Annotated in this window: 14 protein-coding genes; 12 read left to right on the plus strand and 2 right to left on the minus strand. The window is 41.9% G+C overall.

The annotated features are described in order from the left end of the window. The first annotated feature begins 7 nt into the window (after positions 1 to 7). The 4 genes from cysD to R2Q78_RS19080 all read left to right on the plus strand — a co-directional run bounded on the left by cysD (position 8) and on the right by R2Q78_RS19080 (position 5,100). Positions 8 to 913 (plus strand): sulfate adenylyltransferase subunit CysD, encoded by a 906-nt coding sequence (gene cysD, locus R2Q78_RS19065; RefSeq protein WP_316794147.1) that lies wholly within the window; start codon positions 8 to 10, stop codon positions 911 to 913. After that, positions 913 to 2,163 carry a sulfate adenylyltransferase subunit 1 gene (locus R2Q78_RS19070; protein ID WP_316794148.1) on the plus strand — a complete coding sequence of 417 codons (1,251 nt, stop codon included), beginning with the start codon at positions 913 to 915 and terminating at the stop codon, positions 2,161 to 2,163. The genes cysD and R2Q78_RS19070 overlap by 1 nt, the downstream gene beginning before the upstream one ends. Positions 2,164 to 2,412: 249 nt before the next feature. Next, positions 2,413 to 3,819, plus strand: a complete 1,407-nt coding sequence (locus tag R2Q78_RS19075; protein ID WP_316794149.1) for a glycogen synthase — start codon at positions 2,413 to 2,415, stop codon at positions 3,817 to 3,819. A 12-nt stretch (positions 3,820 to 3,831) separates the two neighbouring features. Continuing rightward, positions 3,832 to 5,100, plus strand: coding sequence for a glucose-1-phosphate adenylyltransferase (locus tag R2Q78_RS19080; protein WP_316794150.1), 1,269 nt, complete (start codon positions 3,832 to 3,834; stop codon positions 5,098 to 5,100). A gap of 22 nt (positions 5,101 to 5,122) precedes the next feature. Here R2Q78_RS19080 and R2Q78_RS19085 read toward each other — a convergent pair whose 3' ends face one another. Beyond that, a complete protein-coding gene (locus tag R2Q78_RS19085; protein ID WP_316794151.1) occupies positions 5,123 to 6,478 on the minus strand; it encodes a sensor histidine kinase in 1,356 nt (451 codons plus the stop codon). Continuing rightward, a complete protein-coding gene (locus tag R2Q78_RS19090) occupies positions 6,478 to 7,851 on the minus strand; it encodes a sigma-54 dependent transcriptional regulator (protein ID WP_316794152.1) in 1,374 nt (457 codons plus the stop codon). The genes R2Q78_RS19085 and R2Q78_RS19090 overlap by 1 nt, the downstream gene beginning before the upstream one ends. 178 nt (positions 7,852 to 8,029) lie before the next feature. Here R2Q78_RS19090 and R2Q78_RS19095 point away from each other — a divergent pair, with 178 nt between their 5' ends. The 8 genes from R2Q78_RS19095 to R2Q78_RS19130 are packed head-to-tail and all read left to right on the plus strand — an operon-like array spanning position 8,030 to position 21,100. Continuing rightward, on the plus strand, positions 8,030 to 9,274 hold the full coding sequence (locus R2Q78_RS19095) for an efflux RND transporter periplasmic adaptor subunit (protein WP_316794153.1): 1,245 nt from the start codon (positions 8,030 to 8,032) through the stop codon (positions 9,272 to 9,274). Positions 9,275 to 9,283: 9 nt separating this feature from the next. Further along, positions 9,284 to 9,982, plus strand: coding sequence for an ABC transporter ATP-binding protein (locus R2Q78_RS19100; protein WP_316794154.1), 699 nt, complete (start codon positions 9,284 to 9,286; stop codon positions 9,980 to 9,982). Between the two features lie 10 nt (positions 9,983 to 9,992). Further along, positions 9,993 to 12,386 (plus strand): ABC transporter permease, encoded by a 2,394-nt coding sequence (locus tag R2Q78_RS19105; protein WP_316794155.1) that lies wholly within the window; start codon positions 9,993 to 9,995, stop codon positions 12,384 to 12,386. Between the two features lie 17 nt (positions 12,387 to 12,403). Next, positions 12,404 to 14,770 carry an ABC transporter permease gene (locus tag R2Q78_RS19110; RefSeq protein WP_316794156.1) on the plus strand — a complete coding sequence of 789 codons (2,367 nt, stop codon included), beginning with the start codon at positions 12,404 to 12,406 and terminating at the stop codon, positions 14,768 to 14,770. A 19-nt stretch (positions 14,771 to 14,789) separates the two neighbouring features. Continuing rightward, a complete protein-coding gene (locus tag R2Q78_RS19115; RefSeq protein WP_316794157.1) occupies positions 14,790 to 17,159 on the plus strand; it encodes an ABC transporter permease in 2,370 nt (789 codons plus the stop codon). A 10-nt stretch (positions 17,160 to 17,169) separates the two neighbouring features. After that, a complete protein-coding gene (locus tag R2Q78_RS19120; protein WP_316794158.1) occupies positions 17,170 to 17,847 on the plus strand; it encodes an ABC transporter ATP-binding protein in 678 nt (225 codons plus the stop codon). Between the two features lie 9 nt (positions 17,848 to 17,856). After that, positions 17,857 to 20,268, plus strand: a complete 2,412-nt coding sequence (locus R2Q78_RS19125; RefSeq protein ID WP_316794159.1) for an ABC transporter permease — start codon at positions 17,857 to 17,859, stop codon at positions 20,266 to 20,268. A gap of 34 nt (positions 20,269 to 20,302) precedes the next feature. Then, on the plus strand, positions 20,303 to 21,100 hold the full coding sequence (locus R2Q78_RS19130; RefSeq protein ID WP_316794160.1) for a helical backbone metal receptor: 798 nt from the start codon (positions 20,303 to 20,305) through the stop codon (positions 21,098 to 21,100). Positions 21,101 to 21,231 lie beyond the last annotated feature (131 nt).

Consider the following 21,231-nt stretch of genomic DNA (forward strand, 5'->3'; position numbering starts at 1 on the left):
AAAAGAGATGAGTAAGTACAATTTAGATTATTTAGACGAATTAGAGGCCGAGGCCATTCACATTTTACGTGAAGTAGCAGGGCAGTTTGAAAAGCCGGCTTTATTGTTTTCCGGAGGAAAAGATTCTATTACACTGGTAAGACTTGCCGAAAAAGCATTCAGACCGGGTAAGTTTCCCTTTCCACTGGTTCATATAGATACCGGGCACAATTTTGAAGAAACCATCACTTACCGTGATGAAATGGTGGAACGTATCGGTGAAAAACTCATCATCGGCCATGTTCAGGAGTCCATAGACCAGGGTAAAGTAGTAGAACAAACCGGTAAGAATGCAAGTCGCAATGCGTTGCAGACAGTAACCTTATTGGATACCATTTCCCTTCATGGCTTTGATGCCTGTATCGGTGGCGCGCGCCGCGATGAGGAAAAAGCACGTGCCAAAGAAAGGATATTCTCTGTAAGAGATGAATTTGGCCAGTGGGACCCGAAACGCCAGCGCCCTGAACTCTGGAATATCTATAACGGGAAGATCCACAAAGGTGAAAACGTACGTGTATTTCCGATTAGCAACTGGACAGAACTGGATGTCTGGAATTACATCAAAAGAGAAAACATAGCGCTGCCTTCTATCTACTTTGCACACAACAGGGATGTCATCACCCGTAATGGTCAGCTTATGGCTGCTTCACCTTTCTTAAATATGGATGATGAGGATATCGTAGAACACAAAAAAGTCAGGTTTCGCACTGTGGGCGACATGAGCTGTACTGCGGCAGTGGAGTCTGATGCTGACCAATTGGATGACATTATCGCTGAAATCAGCGCATCAAAAATTAGTGAACGCGGTGCCCGTATGGACGATAAAGTCTCGGAAGCTGCAATGGAAGACAGAAAAAAGGGAGGATACTTTTAATGAATATACTTAAGTTTTTTACAGCAGGAAGTGTTGATGATGGTAAAAGCACATTGATCGGAAGACTGCTATATGATACAGATTCTATTTTAGCTGATCAACTGGAGGCTCTTCAGGCGAGCAACCGTAAAAATGATGATGGAACAATTGACCTGGCCATTTTAACTGACGGTCTGCGCGCTGAACGCGAGCAGGGCATTACCATCGACGTAGCCTACAAATACTTTCAGACTGATAAACGCAAGTTCATCATCGCTGATACCCCGGGGCATATTCAGTATACCCGCAACATGGTTACAGGAGCCTCGACAGCTAAACTGGCAATCATATTGATAGATGCAAGAAATGGTGTGGTGGAGCAGACCATCAGGCATTCTTACCTGGTATCTTTATTGGGTATTGAGCATGTAGTAGTTTGCCTGAATAAAATGGACATGGTTGGCTATAGCGAAACCGTATTCAATGCTATCACGGATAAATACAAAGCACTGGCTGGAGAGTTGAACTTAAAGGACGTTACATTTATTCCGGTAAGTGCGCTTAAGGGCGATAATGTAGTGAACGAATCTGAACACATGAGCTGGTACCAGGGACGCAGTCTGCTGCATTTCCTGGAGAGTGTGGACGTGGAATCCGGTCCGGATTATAACCTTGCGCGTATGCCTGTACAATGGGTAGTCCGCCCTCAGACAGATGAATTGCACGATTACAGAGGATATGCAGGAAGGGTGTTGAGTGGTTCATTTAATGTGAATGACCGTGTTACGGTTTTGCCTTCCGGAAGCAGTTCTGTGATTGAACGCATTGAGATCTTTGACCAGACGCCATCTGAAGTTCATGCCGGACAGTCAGTTACGCTGCACTTGAAAGATAATATAGACATCAGCAGAGGTGATGTATTGGTGAATTCGGATCATCTGCCTCAAAATTCTAAGGCAATTGAAGCCGATGTATGCTGGATGGATTCCCGTCCTCTTGATGAAAGCATTACTTACCTGCTGCAGCACAATAGCAAAGTAACCAAGTGCAAGATCCGGGAGATCCTGTACAAAGTAGACATCAATACGTTGGAGAAGCAAGATGCTTACGATTTTAAACTGAACGACATAGGACGTGTGATCCTGAAAACTGCGGATGAGCTCGCATTTGATTTTTATACAGAAAATAAAGCCAATGGAGCAGCTATTCTAATAGACAGCAGGACAAATTTAACAGTTGCAGCGTTAATGTTCAGGGCTGTAGCGGATTAGGTTTTTTATTGCTTATACTATTCTACAAAAAAAGATACACTATTCTGCGGCTGGGATAAATTACTTTTCCTTTGGGAAAAGTAAATGAACCCTATGCCGCTTCATAGTATATCCTTTTTTGTAGAGAGCATATCCCGTGCGGCGTCAATAGATTATTGAGCACTCATAGAATCTTAAATTATTTTTCGTCAAATATTTGCTTTACGCTTCTTAATCCCTATTTTAAGATGATTTTTAAAATCTTAAATCATGGAGATTATACACCTTAGTGCGGAATGCTACCCAATTGCAAAAGTCGGCGGTTTGGGTGACGTTGTTGGTGCTTTACCAAAATATCAAAACAAGCTTAGGCACTTTGCTAAGGTAGTTATGCCGGCATATCAGACTAAATTCCTGCAGGAAAATGAGTTCGAAGTAGTTTATGATGGCTGGGGTAAACTCGGATTTCACAATTTCCCGGTAAGGATATTTCGAGAAAAGACGAATAAGCTGGGCTTTGACCTCTATCTGGTGCATATTGCAGGTTTGATGGACAGGGAAAAAGTATATGGCTATGATGATGATACTGAACGTTTCCTGGCCTATCAGATTGCAGTTTTAGACTGGATCACCCAATGGGAGCACAAGCCTGATGTAGTCCACTGTCACGATCACCATACTGGATTAGTTCCTTTCATGATGGCTTATTGCGAACAGTTTAGAAAACTCAGTAATATCCCTACAGTTTTAACCATTCACAATGCACAATACCAGGGACAGTTTGGTTGGGATAAATTGCATTATATTCCTCCCTTTGACCTATGGAAATCAGGTCAGCTGGATTGGAAAGGTTCCATTAATCCTCTAGCTTCTGCCATTAAATGTGCGTGGCGCGTGACCACGGTCTCGCCAAGTTATCTGGATGAGATCAGCTTCAAAGCTAATGGTCTGGAAGATTTGCTGGCACAGGAAAGAAGCAAATCAGCTGGCATCTTAAACGGTATTGATAATGAGGTCTGGAATCCGCAGACAGATCCAATGCTTGAAAAGCAATATAACCTGAAAACCCTGGAAGCAGGGAAGAAAGCAAATAAAGAAGCTTTATGTTCCGTTTTCAATCTTGATCCTGAAAAACCATTGTATACTTTCATCGGCAGACTGGTGGGGGAAAAAGGTGCAGACCTGCTCCCTGAAATATTCTACAATGCACTTATACAGGGAAATGGCGACATTAACGTCCTGGTATTGGGATCTGGAGATCCTCAGGTCGAAGGCAGATTGAATCAATTGACACATGCTTTTCCCGGAAACTACAATGCCTATATAGGTTACAATGAGCAGCTTTCGCACCAGATCTATGCAGGTGCAGATTTTCTGCTGATGCCAAGTAGGGTAGAGCCCTGCGGATTGAATCAGATGTATGCTTTAAGATACGGTACTATTCCTATTGTACGGAGGATTGGAGGCCTCAAGGATACCGTGACAGATATAGGAGACGGCGGTTTCGGAATCTGTCATGACCAAACCAGCGTATGGGACGTAAACCATGCAATCGGGCGCGCATATGATTTATTTTTGGATAAGAAAAAAGTAAAAGAAATCCGTAAGTTTATGATGCAGCTGGATCATTCCTGGGATAAGGCGGCCCAACAATATATTGATCTTTACCAAATATAAATATGAATAAACATGACTGACAAAGTTTTAGGTGTAATTCTTGGCGGTGGCCAGGGCTCTAGGTTGGCTCCTCTTACACAAACCCGCTCTAAACCAGCAGTTCCGATAGGCGGAAAATACAGGCTGGTTGATATTCCCATTTCGAATTGCTTAAACTCAGGTATACATCGTATGTTCGTTTTGACGCAGTTCAATTCGGCATCCTTAAACAAACACATTAAAAATACCTACCATTTCAGTCACTTTAGCTCAGCATTTGTTGACATTCTGGCTGCTGAACAAACGCCAGATAACCCAACCTGGTTTCAGGGAACAGCAGATGCAGTAAGACAAACGATGCACCACCTGTTGAACCATGAATTTGAATATGTGCTGATCCTGTCGGGAGATCAGTTGTATCAAATGGATTTTAATAAAATGGTGCAGGCGCACATTGACAGCGGAGTACAGATCACACTGGCTACCATACCTGTAAATGGGAAGGATGCACCGGAGTTCGGAATTTTGAAATCGAATGAACAGAATATCATTACTTCTTTCATAGAGAAACCTAAAACCGGGTTAGAAGACTGGACCTCAGATACAGGGCCAGAGATGCAGGCTGAAGGACGTAATTACCTCGCTTCAATGGGTATTTATATCTTCAATAGGGATTTACTGATCAAGATTTTCGCAGAGAATGCGGACGAGAAAGACTTTGGTAAAGAGATCATCCCTCGCATGCTGAATACCTATGATGTGCTGAGTTATCAATATGAAGGATATTGGACCGATATAGGAAATATATCTTCTTTTTTTGAAGCAAATCTTGGACTGACAGACGATATTCCTAAGTTTAATCTTTTTGATAGCCATCATAATATCTTTACCCGTGCAAGGATGTTGCCCCCTTCAAAAATATTGGGTACAACCTTAGATAAAACCATGATTGCGGAAGGCTGTATACTGCAGGCCGAGTGCATCAAACATACGGTGATAGGTATAAGGTCCCGTATAGGAAGGGGTACTCATATTGAAAGCTGTTACATCATGGGTAGTGATAAATACCAGACCCTGGATGAGATAGCCAGGGATGTAGAGGCTGGAAAACCACTGATCGGTATTGGCGACCGCTGTAAAATTGTAAATGCGATAGTCGACAAGAATTGCCGCATAGGAAATGATGTACAGATTATAGGCGGATCACATTTACCCGATGGTGATCATAACCTGTATACAGTAAAAGATGGAATTGTTGTGGTTAAAAAAGGCGCAATTATTCCTGACGGTACAGTAGTTTAATGAATTGCCTTTCCCCTGGTCTTTAATCATATTTAAACACCAGGGAAAAGGTAGTTTTTTCCAAAGGAAGGGAGGTCACCTCCAGACTGCCGTGGTGCATTTTCATGATGTTCCTAGTAATGGTCAATCCGATACCTGAACCATTTTTTCTGGTCGTAAAGAAAGGCACAAATATCTTATCCATTAATTCCTGAGCTACGCCTTTACCGTTATCGTGGACATCCAGGTACAGTTTGTTCTGTTCAAGCCTGTAGCCAATCTCTATCACCGGATTATCAATCCCTTCCAAAGCATATATACTGTTTGTAACCAAATTGATCAATGCCTGTTCTATCAGCTTAAGGTCGATCATGGTGCTGATTTTTGAAGAAGTTTGTTCTACTTTAAGCAGGATATTTCTTCCTGAGGCAAATGGCAGCATCAGTACCTTGATGTGCTGCAAGATTTCACCTATGGTATGGTATTTCAGGTCTGGTGTAGGCAGTTCTGCAATCAGGCGGTAATCCTTCACAAAATCCAGTAATCCTTCTGATCTTCTTTTTATCGTTTGTATCGCAGGTTTTAAATCTTCGAGATCATCCTCATTCAATTCCTTTTTATGAATGATCATGCTGTTGACAGTATCGGACAGCGAACTGATAGGAGTGATTGAATTCAGTATTTCGTGCGATATTACTCCAATAAGCCGGTTCCAGGCCTCTGCTTCTTTTTGCTCTATTTCATCCTTTATATTCTGAAAAGATATAATGGTATAATCGGTATGGTAAAGATTCAGGGGAATCACCTCTGTAGAAAGCTGGATCAGCTTATCCTGTATCTTAAGTTCCATGAAACGTTTTCCGCCTTTTCCAATGGATTCTATTTCTTTGGCAAACTGCGGAATGTGCTGTATCAGGCGGTGCCAATATTTATAGGCCGGGATTCCAAGCAGGTTTACTGCTGCCTGGTTGAAAAATACAATTTCAGATTGCCCCCCGGAATCATTGTTTTTTACGACAATAACGCCTACCGGTACCTGTTCGAGTATGGTCTTGATGAGCTGGAACATAGAGTCCTTTTCCAGCTGCATGTCCCGGTGGATCTGGATGATCTCATTGAAAGATTCATATAGTTCCGGGAAGCTGCCTTTGGTCGCTTTGTTTTTGAAATTTAAGGTATTGTCTCTGGTTTTTATAGCAAGTATAAAACGCTTGATGTCTTCCCTGATCTGATTGATATAATTATATAAACTAATCAGGCAACCGATCAGCACAATACTTGTTCCTATAATGGTAAACCAAAGCTGGGTTTTGTTAATCAGATAGAAGAGGATTACCGCAAGTGCGTTGATGACAATAAGCCTGGTCAGCAGACGGAAGGTGAATCTTGAATAAAACATCAGAGGTTGAATTTTTCTATGCGCCTGTATAATGCCGCACGGGTTAAACCAAGGTCATTTGCTGCCCGCGATATATTACCTTTGTGTTTGTCTATCGCTTTTTGTACCATGAGCTTTTCCATTTCTTCCAGACCCATATCCGTTTGTACTACATTGTTTGTTCCCCCGAATTTCTGAGGACTCAATTGCAGATCGCCGGCACTGATCTCCAGTCCGTCAGACATGATAACGGCTCTTTCTATCACATGCTGCAGTTCACGTACATTACCCGGCCAGTGGTAATTCAATAACATTTGTCTGGCTTTCTGATCCAGTGCAACGCTGCTTTTATGATACTTTGAGCTGAAAGTATTCAGGAAATGACCGGCCAGCAGAAGGATGTCATCACCACGCTCTGCAAGACCTGGCAAAAATAGCTCTACAGTATTGATCCTGAACAATAAATCTTGCCTGAAAGTGCCTTTCGCCACCATTTCATTCAATGGCATATTGGTAGCTGTGATCAGGCGCACATTGATCTTACGTTCTTTGCTTTCCCCGAGGCGGTTAACCGTCCTGTTTTGGATCACACTTAGCAATTTTGCCTGTAACGGCAATGATAAATTCCCGATCTCGTCTAGGAAGATGGTGCCTCCTTCGGCCATTTCAAATCTTCCAGGCTTATCGTCCTTTGCATCGGTGAAAGCACCTTTTGCATAACCAAAGAGTTCACTTTCAAACAGGTTTTCATTTAGAGAGCCCAGGTCGACATGCATGAAGATCTGGTTTTTCCGTTGCGATAACTGGTGCAGTTCATAAGCAAATACTTGTTTTCCTGTCCCATTTTCTCCCAGTATGAGCACATTGGCGTCCGTAGGAGCCACTTTAATTAAGGTATTTTGGAGTTGTTTGATCGGTTCAGAATGTCCGATGATGTGTTCAAATTTCCTGTTGATGTCTTTTTGCAGGGAAGAGTGGATCTTTTCCAGTTTCTTTACTTTTTTGTTAGACTGACGCAGTTTGGAAGCTGCCGAAAGGGTAGCAAAGAGCTTTTCATTCTCCCAGGGTTTTAATATGAAATCTGTAGCCCCTTTTTTTATGGCCTGCACCGCAAGTTCCACATTTCCATATGCAGTCATTAAGATCACCACATGGTCCTTGTCTATCGATAAAATGTGCTCCAGCCAATACAAGCCTTCACGGCCATCACTCACTCCCTTCTGGTAATTCATATCCAGAAGAATGATGTCGATTTCGTTTCTGCTCAGTAGAACATTAATTTCTTTGGGTGATTTACAGGTAACGACTTGACTGAAATGCTGCTTCAAAAATAGTTTTGCACTCAGCAGAATATCATCGTCATCATCAATTACTAAAACACTGGCTTCAATCATAACAAACAGGCATTTGATCAAAAATAATAAAAGTGTTCGATGATGTACAGGAACTGTTCGCTAATGAACACCTTTAAATTTCTTTGTTTTTTAATTTACTATAAATCAGTTGTTTGTGTTTCTATTTTTCATTGGCATAACCTTGGCTCAGCGCATTGTGTAAATGCAATAAAGTTCGATGGACAAGATTATAGAGAAAAAGAGATTTAGTAAAAAGAAGCTGCTGACAATGGGAGCGATACTGGTTTTTATTGGCCTGGTAGCTTATGGCTATAGTTTATCCCTGAACAAAACTTATAAAGCGGACGCAGATAAACTAACACTGAATAAGGTAATTTACGGGGACTTTGAGGATGTAGTACTGATCAATGGCAGTGTTGTTCCCCTAACTTCAGTTATTGTGAGTTCGCCCGAAGGTGGCACAGTGGCCGAAATATTTACAGAGAATGGGGCTACCATAGAAAAAGGAACACCCTTACTTAGGATTACCAATCCAAATGCATTGTCCAGCTATACTTCCAGCGAAACCAGCATTACAGAACAGATCAATCAGCTGAGGAAGCTTCGCCTTGATCTTGAACAAAATCAAAGGGTGATGAGCCAGGATATGATGGAAATAGAAAACAGCTTGCGGACTGCGACAAGAAAGTATAAAATTGACAGTACATTATATTCAAAGAAAGTGATTACCCAACAGGAATTTAATGTCTCGAGTCAGGATTATGAATACTATCAGGGGCGTAAAAAGATACTAAAAGAAGCAGTGAGGCAGGAAAACCAAAGCCGTGTGATGCAGTTGCAGCAGATCGATTTTTCAATCGGCAGAATGAATGAAAGCTTAGAAACCATCAGGCAAAATATTGAGAATATGACGATTAAAGCTCCTGTGTCAGGAAAGTTGTCTTCCTATGATCCGGTAATAGGTAAGTCATATGGAGGAAATGAAATGCTGGGCAAGATCGACGTACTACAGGGATACAAGCTTCAGGCGAGTGTTGATGAATATTATGTAAACAGGGTAAAAGAAGGACAATTAGCAACTTGTGAATTTGATGGAAAGACTTATTCCCTTATTGTGCGAAAAGTGATCCCTGAAATTGCCTCGGGACAGTTTCAGGTAGAGCTGATCTTTAACGGAAAAGCACCTGACGAACTAAGAAGGGGACTTTCATTGCAATTAAAGCTAACTTTATCAGACAACAGCAAGTCCTTGCTGCTCGCACAGGGCCAGTTTTTCCAGAGTACCGGAGGGTCATGGGCGTTTGTGGTGAAGGATGGTAAAGCGGTAAAAAGGAATATAAAGATCGGACGTAAAAACTATCAGTATTATGAAGTACTGGAAGGCTTACAAAAGAATGAGGAAGTCATTACTTCATCTTACGATCAGTTTAATCAATATGATATCATAGAACTTAGTAAATAAAATATAACCATGATCAAAATAGAGAAACTGGAAAAGATCTATAAAACAGAGGAAATCGAAACCACGGCATTAAACGACATTAACCTCCAGGTAAAAGGAGGAGAGTTTGTATCTATTATGGGACCTTCCGGTTGTGGCAAGTCGACCCTGCTGAATGTAATGGGACTGCTGGATAAGCCTGAAAAAGGAAGCTATCATTTTATGGATACCGAACTTCTGGGTTTGAACGACAGGGAAAGAGCAAATTTCAGAAAAAAAAATATGGGCTTTGTCTTTCAAAACTTCAACCTGATTGATGAACTGACCGTTTTTGAAAACATTGAACTACCTCTTATTTATAACAAAATAGCCGCATCGGAACGAAAAAGACTGGTCAATGAGATCATTGAAAGAATGAATATTGTAAACCGTAGTGGACATTTCCCGCAACAACTCTCTGGAGGACAGCAACAGCGTGTTGCTGTCGCCAGAGCTTTGGTCACCAAACCGAAGCTGGTACTGGCAGATGAGCCTACAGGTAACCTGGATAGTTCGCATGGTAATGAAGTCATGGAGTTACTTTGTGAGTTAAACGAGGCCGGAACTACCATTGTCATGGTAACCCACTCTTCGCATGATGCGAGTTTCTCTAACCGCATCATCAACCTGAAAGATGGTCATGTGATCTCCGAGAAGGTGAATAAGGGAAGAAATGAAGAATTGATCTAAAATTAATATCATGTTTAGAATTAATCTCAAAATTGCATTCAGAAATATCTGGAAAAACAGGCTTACCGCGTCAATTAAATTGTTCGGTCTTATAGCCGGGCTGGCGAGTGTGGTATTGCTGGTTGCGTATGTGTTGTTTGAACTGTCTTATGATAGACAGCATGTTAATGCCGACAGGATTTACAGGTTGCAAGTTGTGCAGACTGACGGTGAAAATGAAAGTATTCATATGCCTTCTGGGATGGTTGAAATGATGAAACAGGAAATCCCGGAGATAGAAAATGGAACTTATTTAAGTATTTATGAAATACCTATACTGGTTGACAAGAACACGTTTAAAGTAAAGATCGTAAGGACTACAGCATCTTTTTTTGACCTGTTTACGCTTCCCTTAAAAGAGGGGACTGATCGTAATAGGGTGTTAAAAGAGCCTAAGGAAGCCCTCGTTTCTGCTGCCTTTGCCAAACAGGCATTTCCAGGACAATCTGCTATAGGCAAGACCCTTTCTCTAAATTTAAACAGTACTCCATACCTGATCACCGGTATCATTGGAGACATTCCGAAAGCATCGCACTTTCATGGAGACATCATGGTGAAATCCAACCTCAACCCGGTATTGAACTGGAGAGGGTATACCTCAGCTCCCCAATACATCCTGTTAAAAAAGGGAACATCCCCTGCAACAGTATTGGCAAAAATGAAAAGCTTATACAAGAAATACCAGTTTCCTGAAAAGATAACGCTTAAGTTAATGCCACTCACTGATATTCATTTGCATTCTCATACCTCGGGTGAACTGGAGCCAAACAGCGATATTAAATACATTTATATTTTCTCGATTGTGGCTTTTCTGATCTTATTGATAGCTGTGGTCAATTTTATCAACCTGACCGTTGCGGCATCTTTAAAGAGAAGCAAGGAAATAGGTGTTAAGAAAGTGCTTGGCGCATCTATGCGGCAATTGAAGGTTCAGTTTCTGAGCGAGAGCTACATCTATTTTATAGCGGCAACTTTTGTGGTATTTCTGATTATAATAGATCTGATACCCTTATTAGGTAACAGACTGGGTATCGACATCACATTTTCGGAAGTGTTTAACCTGAAGATGATCAGCATTTCGCTGGCGATTATTATACTTTCAGGTTTCATTGCGGCTTTTTATCCGGCTATGGTACTGTCCAGAATGATGCCTGCCGATACACTGAAAGGCTATACCGGACATATTCCCGGCAAAGGAGGGTTCAAGAAAATCCTGGTCGTATTTCAATTTTCTATCAGTGCATTGCTCATTGTATGTACGCTGGTTATTTACAGTCAGCTGAAATACATCAGCAACAAGAATCTGGGTTTCGATAAAGATCAGATATTGGTTACTTCCTATAATATGCTCGACAACAGGTTTACCGGATTTAAAGATGCACTGCTGAAGGAAAAAGGAGTTAAGTCAGTGAGCATATCTACATTTAACCCTGGGGTTTCCTATGGAGGAACGTCCTCCTGGACAAACGATGGTGATACGACCAGATATGAGATGGAAACGGTATACTGTGACCTTGATTTTATGAAAACGCTGGATATTAAGGTGTTGAAAGGCAGGTCTTTTTCTGAAGCCACACCTGCTGAACTAAAGGCGTTCAATACAGAAGGGCTGGGACTGACTGAAAAAGAACAGCGGGAGCTTGAATTGCGGAATCCTATATTACTGAATGAAGCAGCTGCTAAAAGTCTGGATATAAAAAGGATCGATACATTAGTATATGCAGGAGGACTTCAGGGAAAGGTTATTGGCCTGGTGGGTGACTTTAATGGGATGTCACTGCACAACAAAGTTAAGCCGGTTGCACTTTTTTTGCAGCCGAAGACCACTTCAGGATATACCTATGTAAAAATGGAGACTGATGACCTGCCAGCCACCCGTAAAACCATTGAAGCCCTATGGCAAAAGCATTTTCCAGATGTAATAACCGAATTCCAGTTTCTGGATCAGTACCTGGAAAAGCTATACCTTTCAGAAATCCGGCTGGGATCAATATTTATCATTTTTGCCGGCATTGCGATATTCTTATGCTGTATTGGCTTGTTTGGAATAGTGTATTATGAACTCGAGCAAAAAACCAAAGAGATTGCCATCCGTAAGGTACTGGGCGCTTCTTTAAATGATCTTCTTAAACTCATGAACAAGAACTTTGTGATCATGGTGCTCATCGCCAATGTGATCATATGGCCGATCGCCTATTTGCTGATCAATAAATGGCTCAGTACTTTTTACTACAGGATTTCATTCTCTTACTGGCCTTTTGTCTGGGCGATGCTGATTTGCCTGGTACTGACCGTTCTTACGGTTTCATTGAAGGCATTGAGGACAATTAAAAAATCACCTGTTGATACTTTAAAATACGAATAAGGAGCCTTATGTTTAGAATGAACCTGAAAATCGCATTGCGCAACCTTTGGAAAAATAAGGTATATACTGCCATTAATATCGGTGGATTGTCAATTGCCCTGGCAGCATTTATTGTGGTTGTACTCTATGTAAACTATGAGACCACCTATGATAAGGACTTGCCGAATTATGACAGGATTTACCTCGTTGGCCGCAGTATGCCTGATTTTAAAACAGATTACACGCCTGCACCACTGGCTAAGGCAATCAGACAGAATTTTCAGGAAGTGGAGCTGGCAGGGCTGACCAAAAACATGGGATTTGAGCTGCCGGTAACTTCAGATCAGGGGAAAATATTTTCAAGTAATGCCATGCAGGTCGAATCTGAAGTCGCAAAAATGTTCAATATCGATCCCCGGGACGGCTTGCCTGTAAATGATGCTGGTCTGAAAATGTATCTGCCACAACTTTTATTCAGCCAGCTTTTTCCAAAAGAAAGCATGAAGCCTCCGCAAATGGTGGCATTAGGCCCGAGCAATGGCGCACAGGCAGAAAAGGTTTCGGGTACTATCGAAAGAGACGACGCACATTCCAATCTGCAGTTTGATCTCCTGGCCTTGGGCAATGACATTAGTTTTGGAAATCAGGATTATGGAACCAATAATTTTAGAACTTTTATACAGGTAAAAAAGGGTACAGATGTAAAGACCCTGCAGGAAAAAATAGATCGCTTGTATAAAAAAGAAGTGATCAAAGCGGGGATATCACCCACAGACCGGAGAATTGCGGGGAGATCAGTTATATTTCTTGACCCTCTTAAAAACCTGCACCTTAGACCAGCAGTCGGCAGTGATGCAAATTATAAAGTAGTGATGGCTTTATTTGGGTTAGGTATATTGGTCATGGTCATTGCCTGTATTAATTTTACCAATCTGACCATCGCACAAGCTACCAAAAGGGCAAAGGAAGTAGGGGTCAAAAAGGTGCTTGGTGCCTACCGCTTCAACCTTACTTTTCAGTTTCTTACGGAGATATTCATGCAGTGTGTGCTGGCACTCGTACTGGGGTTGATCGTGGCAGAAATCCTGCTTCCGATCTTCAACAATTTGTTCAGCACACCTTTGTCGCTATGGCGAAGCAGCACAACACTTTATTGGCAATTGCCGCTGTTGTTATTGCTGATTACCATTATTTCGGGAATTTATCCTGCAATGGTACTCTCCGGATTTAAGCCTGCGGCTGTGCTGAAGGGCAATCTGCAGACCAGTTATAAAACGTTGTGGCTGAGAAATGCACTGCTGGCCGGACAATTCGGAATCGCAATCATCTTCATCACGGGGTTATTTATTGTCAATGGCCAGTTGAAATACATGCGTACGGAAGATACAGGTTTCAAACCTGAGCAAGTGATCAGCATAAAAAACATGGTGTTGTATTCACAACCCTGGAGCTTCAGGGATGTAAGAGAAAAGATCTCCAAAATACCTGGTGTAAATTATGTCACAGTAGCATCTGATATCCCTGACGGCTCTAAAGCAGGTACAATAAATTATACGATTGACGGAAAGGAAGCCTCAAGCGATTTTCTCTATGTGGATTTTGATTATTTTGAAACACTGGGCATTCGTCTGAAAGAGGGCCGTCTTTTCTCCTGGAAGTTTAATGCGGATACCGCTAATTCTGCGATTTTAAATGAAAGCGCTGTGGCCAGATATGGCATCAAAGATCCCATAGGAAAGACGATCAGGGGCTGCAATATGGATTATAAAATTGTAGGCGTCGTAAAAGATTTCAAATCTCAGGGTTTTCAGACCGCCGTAGAGCCAACGGTTTATACGATCAAAAACCCTTGTGCTAATTTCAAGACCAAAATCATGATCAATGTAGATGAACAGAGGATGGCACTCGTTCTCGCTACTTTAAAGTCCCAATGGTCGTCGATCAATAAACTGGATGGAGATGACTTTAGGTATGATTTTCTGGATGAACTATATGGCCGGTTGTTTAAAAAACAGGAACAATTGCAGGCGGTCTTTTTCTTTGCTGCCTTGCTCACCATTTTTATCGCCGTACTGGGATTATTTGCTTTCTCTGCTTTTACCACAAACAGCCGCATCAAGGAAATTTCTATCCGCAAAGTGCTGGGAGCTACAGATTTTCAGGTGCTGAAATTACTGAACACCTATTTCATCTGGATCATCATTGCTGCCAATCTGATCGCCTGGCCGCTCACTTATCTGCTGGCTAAAAAGTGGTTGCAGACATTTGCTTACCGCATTGAAATGCCTGTGCTGCCTTTTCTTGTTGCTGCACTCGTTACGGCAGTTCTGACCATTGTCATTGTAAGTATACAGGCGCACAAGGCCGTAAGGAGGAATCCTGCAGAGGTATTGAAATATGAGTAACCTTTAAATAATAGACATAATGTTCAGACTCAATTTAAAAATAGCTTTACGTAACCTCTGGAGAAACAAAACTTCTTCTGTGATCAATATCATTGGACTATCGGTGGGTTTGTCGGCCTGCCTTCTACTGTTGTTATATGTGAATTACGAGATGAATTTTGACCGTTATTACAAGGATGCAGACAAAATCTATCAGGTGATGACAAATTTTCAGGATGCATCAGGAAAGATAACAAGAACAGGATTGGCACCAGGCAATGGAATAGCAATGGCCATCAGGGACAAAATTCCTGAGGTAGATCTGATTACGCGTATCGCCGGTGGTGGTGAATCTCTGATTGCCAATAAGGAGAAGGCTTTCAAAAAAATTGACCTTTTCGCCGATCCGGAGATCTTAAAAGTGTTCAGCTATGAATTTATTGCCGGCAATCCTGATGTGGCGCTGAATGCGCCCAATAGTGTGGTGTTAACGGAGGGAACTGCAACGCTGTTGTTTGGAACAACGGACGTGCTGGATAAGACAGTGAGGTATGCCAACAGAATTGATCTTAAGGTAACCGGGGTAATCAAAGACCATCCTGCCAACGGTTCATTGGGGTTTGATTACTTGATGCCCTGGTCTTTTTATCAGACTATAAATGATGAGGCTCGGAATCCAGGATGGGCAAATTATAGTTTTTGGGCCATCGCAAAGGTTAGCAATACAGCCAAATTGGACTTGATCAACAACAAGGTTAAAAAACTATTCAACGAGACCTATAAGAATGATAAAAATCAAAATTTCCTCTTCCCTTTTTCGGATACCCATTTGTATGGGAAATTTGTAAATGGTAAGAGCGTTGGCGGCGATATCGAGCGTATTTACCTGTTTATTGCTTTGGCTTTTGGCATTTTGCTGATTGCCTGTATCAATTTCATGAACATGGCGACAGCCAAATCGGAACGCAGAGCTAAGGAAGTGGGGATCAAAAAAACAATCGGTGCCACTAGAGCTTCCTTGATTACACAATTTTTGACCGAAGCGATGTTACTCACCATCGTTGCCGTACTTATTGCGCTGATTATTGTGGAAGCCAGTTTGCCGGCATTCAATAAACTTCTGGAAATAAAGGTAGCGATCGACTACAGTAATACCGGCTATTGGCTGGGCATTTTATCAGTGGCCTTGTTAACAGGCCTTGTCGCAGGGATTTATCCGGCAATGTTCCTATCTGCTTTCAACCCCATTCAGATCTTAAAAAAGAAAGCCGCACGGGCGAAGCTTATTCCATTCAGCCTAAGGCAGATACTGGTAGTCGGCCAGTTCTGTTTTGCAATTGTGCTGATGATTGCTACGCTTGTCATCTACAGGCAGATACAGTTTATTAAGAACAGACCTGTAGGGTACAACATCAATTTGCTTGTAGAAATGCCACAGAGCGGCGAACTGTCTGGAAAATTTGAATTATTCAAAGAACAGCTGCTCAGGACAGGTGCAGTCATTGCCGTCAACCAGACCTCGCAAAGTATGACGCACGTGAGCAATTGGTTCTATGGGCTAAAGTGGCCTGGAATGGAAAAACAGGGCGAGGAAATTGTATTTAATCGGCTACAGACGCAGTACGACTTAGCAAAAACGAATGGAATCCAAATATTGGAAGGACGCGATTTCTCCAGGGAATTTGCTTCAGACACCGCTGGTATTTTGCTGAGCAGTACTGCGTTGAAAATGATGAAACTCAATGACCCGATAGGAAAGTATGTAGACCTCTTTGACAAGAAGTTGAAAGTCATCGGTGTGTTTAAAGATTTCCTTTGGGATTCACCCTACCACTCAGGAAAACCAATGGTCATCAATTTTAACAATGAAGGTGGAAACATTAATATCCGCCTAAATCCGGCCAATAGTTTGAATAGGAATATAGAACTGATCTCGGCTGTGACCAAAAGAATCAATCCAGAGTACCCTGTAGAAATTAAATTCGTAGATGATCTGTATGCCAAAAAATTGCAATCTGAAAAGATCCTGGGTACTCTGGCCAATTTGTTTGGCGGCATCGCCATTTTAATTTCCTGCATGGGACTTTATGGACTGGTAGCTTATAGTGCAGAACAGCGGACAAAAGAATTTGGTGTACGCCGTGTATTGGGTGCGTCGGTTGCCAATATCATGGGCCTTCTTTCATTCTCTTTTTTAAAAATGGTATTTGTTGCTGCTTGTATTGGTGTGCCTTTGGCTTATTACCTGATGAACAGATGGCTGGTTAACTTTGAGTTCAGGACTACGATTTCGCCCTTAATTGCATTGGTATCAATAACGGGGACTGTAATTATTGCTTTTCTAACTGTTAGCTTTCAAGCCTATAAAGCGGCAAAAAGAAATCCTGTTGAGGCCTTGAAATATGAATAATCAATTGAATATGATCGAATTAAAAAATATAGAGAAATATTACGCCAATAAAGGTGTAAAGAGTTATATCCTCAGACATGTGACTACCAGTATCAAACAAGGGGAATTCGTGTCGATAATGGGGCCGTCAGGGGCCGGAAAATCAACCTTATTGAATATCCTGGGGATGCTGGAAGAGCCTACTTATGGGGATTACGAATTTATAGGCGAAAATGTCCTGTCTCTGAACGAGCGCAAGCGCATCGATCTGTACCGCAGTCATATTGGCTTTGTATTTCAGGCCTACCATCTGATAGATGAAATGACAGTAGCAGAGAATATTGAAGCACCATTGCTGTACAAAAAGATAGGAAGTGCTGAAAGAAAAAGCCGTGTGGCCGATATACTCGACCGCTTTAGTATGGTGGCCAAAAGAGATCTTTTCCCAAATCAACTATCCGGCGGGCAACAACAGTTGGTGGGGATAGCAAGGGCACTGGTGGCCCAGCCATCCATTATACTTGCAGATGAACCCACGGGAAATCTACAGTCGGTACAAGCCATACATATCATGGAACTGTTTAAACGGCTCAATGAAGAAGGAATGACCATTATCCAAGTGACCCACTCTGAACTAAATGCAGGCTATGGCAATCGTATTTTGCATTTGCTGGATGGAGTGATAAAAGAAGACGTGAACTTAAAATAGTCTCTCTAGATGTTTAAACTCAACCTGAAGATCGCACTGCGAAACCTATACAAGAATAAAGCATATACGGCCATTAATATTGCCGGATTGGCACTGGGGTTAGCCGGATTTATTTTTATCCTGCTCTATATCAATTATGAGAGGAGTTACGATACCTGGGACAAAGAACTGGAAAAGGTTTACCAGGTTCAGGAACTTGACCTTCAGACCCTAAAAGAAGGAAAGGCAGAATGGTTGGGAGAATCGGATGGCCGGTTAAGAGAAATGATCAAAACCAGTTTGCCTAATGTAGTTGCAGTAACACATGTGTGTGATCCTCAACAGGATGAAGCAATGGTTGTTGACGATAAAGAACCTTTTTTTATCGATAATATCCGCAGAACGGATAGCACTTTCTTTTCAGTTTTTCCCTATAAATTTATTTATGGTAATCCGGCTACAGCGTTGAAAAATCTCAATGATATGGTCGTTACTGAGGATTTTGCTAAGAAATACTTTGGGGATGTCAATCCAGTTGGGAAGATTGTAAAACTCACTCCACAGGCCTGGATAAACCAAACAACTCCCTACACCATTACTGGCGTAATTGCGAAGCCGGAGACACCCGGTATTTTCGATCTCAGTGTTTTAATTCAAGGCCCTCGAATTAAGTTTAATGATCAGTTCCTTTCTTTTGCGCCTAATTACGTGAAGTTTAGCGGAACGCCAAATGAGCAAGATGTTAATGAATCACTTCGGAAAATCTATGAGCCGTTTCGGGCGGCAATGCTGAAAAAGTGGAAATGGTCGCCATCGGAATATCTGAAAAATGGGAATAAACCTGCGGCGCGCTTAAAGCCTTTTTATAGTGTGCATCAGGAACCTTTGCAGCAGGAAGATTGGTTTACGCAATTGAAACCCATCATTCTGCTATCCTCACTGTTACTCCTGATCTCTATCATAAATTTCATCAATATGTTTACTGCCCAAGCTGTATCCCGGGCAAAAGAGGTCGGAATCAGGAAAGTAACCGGTGCAAGCAGGGCATCACTGATCAAGCAGTTTCTGTTGGAAACGGCGCTACAGTGTTTCTGCGCATTGATATTTGGTGTTATTCTCCTGGAATTGTTCCTGCCTTATTTGAATGAACAATTTTTACTTTCATTGTCAATAACCGACAGCTACAATATTGGATTGGTTGTATTGCAACTCATCAGTCTGGTCATACTGATCACTTTACTGGCCGGAATTTACCCTGCGATATTCCTTTCTTCCTATGATCCTCATAATGTACTAAAGGGCAATTTTGCACAGGGAAAGAAAGGATCTAAATTAAGGGTAATCCTGGTCGGGATGCAGTTCGTAATCGCCGTAGGCTTTTTCATCGGGATCATGATCATTTCCAGTCAGATCAAATACATGGAATCAAGAGACCCGGGATTTGATCCTAAGGGAGTTATTTATGTCAATGAATCTATGGATAAAGTGCTTTCTGAACGTATAAGAAATATAGACGGTGTAAAATATGTGGGAGTTAATAATGGAAATGTACGCAGACATCCGGGTATCACTGCAGATTATAAGTTCAACAATGAGGTAAAGGAACTAACCACCGTATTTGTGAACCTGCACGGACTGCAGGCGGTAGGTGCAAAACTGCTTCATGGTAGATTATTCGACAATATGTACCAACAGGATACCTCAAGTACGGTGATTGTAAATGAAAGCCTTGAGAAATTATATGGCGGCAATATGACGGGCAAGTACCTGACTTATAATAACGATAGTGTAAAAGTCCAGGTGGTGGGCGTGATTAAAGACATCCAGGTCGCTGGATTCGATAAGGCATCGCCGCCAACAGTTTATACAGCATCGAAATTTAACGCGACTTATTATACCAATGACGGCTTTACCAACCTGGTTACCTACGATCCTAAAAAAGAAAAATATGTGCTTGCAGAACTTGACAAAATATGGAAGCAAGCTTCGCCAGACTATCCTTTAAGTTTTAGTTTTCTCGAACACGATTTTAAGAAGTTGTTTGTGAGTCATGAACGTTTCAAACAAATGGTAAAGTTGTTTTCTTTGCTTTCCATTTCGCTTTCCATGATCGGGTTGTTTTCGCTGGCAGCATTCATGACCCGTCAGCGGACTAAAGAAATCGCCGTAAGGAAGATATTGGGGGCAGATGATAAGGATATATTTTTTCTGCTGAATAAAGGCTATTTGTGGCTGATGCTAGGGGCTAACGTCGTGGCCTGGCCATTCATATACATTGCGGTGCAGCATTGGCTGTCGGGCTTTGCTTATCGGATTGAAATGCCTGCTTTTCCATTTTTAATTGCTTTTATTGTTTCCATTCTTGTCACAGCCCTTACCGTAAGTGTACAGGTAAAGAATGCAGTCAGCGCTAATCCTGTGGATGCTTTAAAATACGAATAAATGTGATTTGTGAATACACTGCGTATCTTTGTGTATGGAACGCAGTTTTACAGATCAGCTGGGCAGGATAATTACCCTTAATTATCCGCCTAAAAGGATCATTTCCATTGTTCCCTCCCAAACAGAATTATTGTTTGATCTGGGGCTGGATATCGAGGTAATTGGTATTACTAAGTTTTGTATCCATCCTATAGAAAAGTTTGCCTCAACCGTAAAGGTAGGAGGTACCAAGAAGTTGAACATAGAAATGATCAGGGCGTTGCAGCCTGATTTGATCATTGGCAATAAAGAAGAAAATGAAAAAGATCAGGTAGAAGAGCTGATGGCTGAGTTTCCGGTCTGGATGAGTGATATTTATACGCTGGAAGATGCTAAAAATACCATTGCTCAGATAGGGGAACTGGTAGACAGGCAGCCAGAAGCGGCTTATTTAAATCATTTGATCCATGCTGGTTTTACTGATCTGCAGACCCTGGCTCTCCAAAATGGAATAGAGAAAAAAGTGGCATATTTAATCTGGCGTGATCCTTATATGCTCGCAGGTAAGGATACCTTTATAGATCATATACTCGCCCTGAACGGGTTTAGCAATGTCATGAATGAAAAAAGATATCCTCAGGTTCAGCTTCATGAACTTGCTTTGCAGGAGCCTGACCTGATCTTTTTGTCCTCCGAACCTTATCCTTTTAAAGAAAAACATCTCGAAGAGATTCGAAATATAATCCCCCAGGCCAAAGTGATGCTGGTAGATGGGGAGATGTTTTCCTGGTATGGCAGCCGGCTGGTTAAGGCTGTTCAATACCTCTTTCAGCTGCAGAATGAGATAAGATAGCTCTTGCTTTCGTTTCGCTGTGCGGTCGCTATACCTCCGGTACAACTGGGGTTCATCTGGGGTATTGCTTCGATCGTGATCGCACCAATACCCCAGGAGATACGGAGCAATACTCTAGGTGATACAAGCGC

Origin of the sequence: Pedobacter frigoris (genome assembly GCF_032678645.1) — a bacterium.
GTDB lineage: Bacteria > Bacteroidota > Bacteroidia > Sphingobacteriales > Sphingobacteriaceae > Pedobacter > Pedobacter frigoris_A.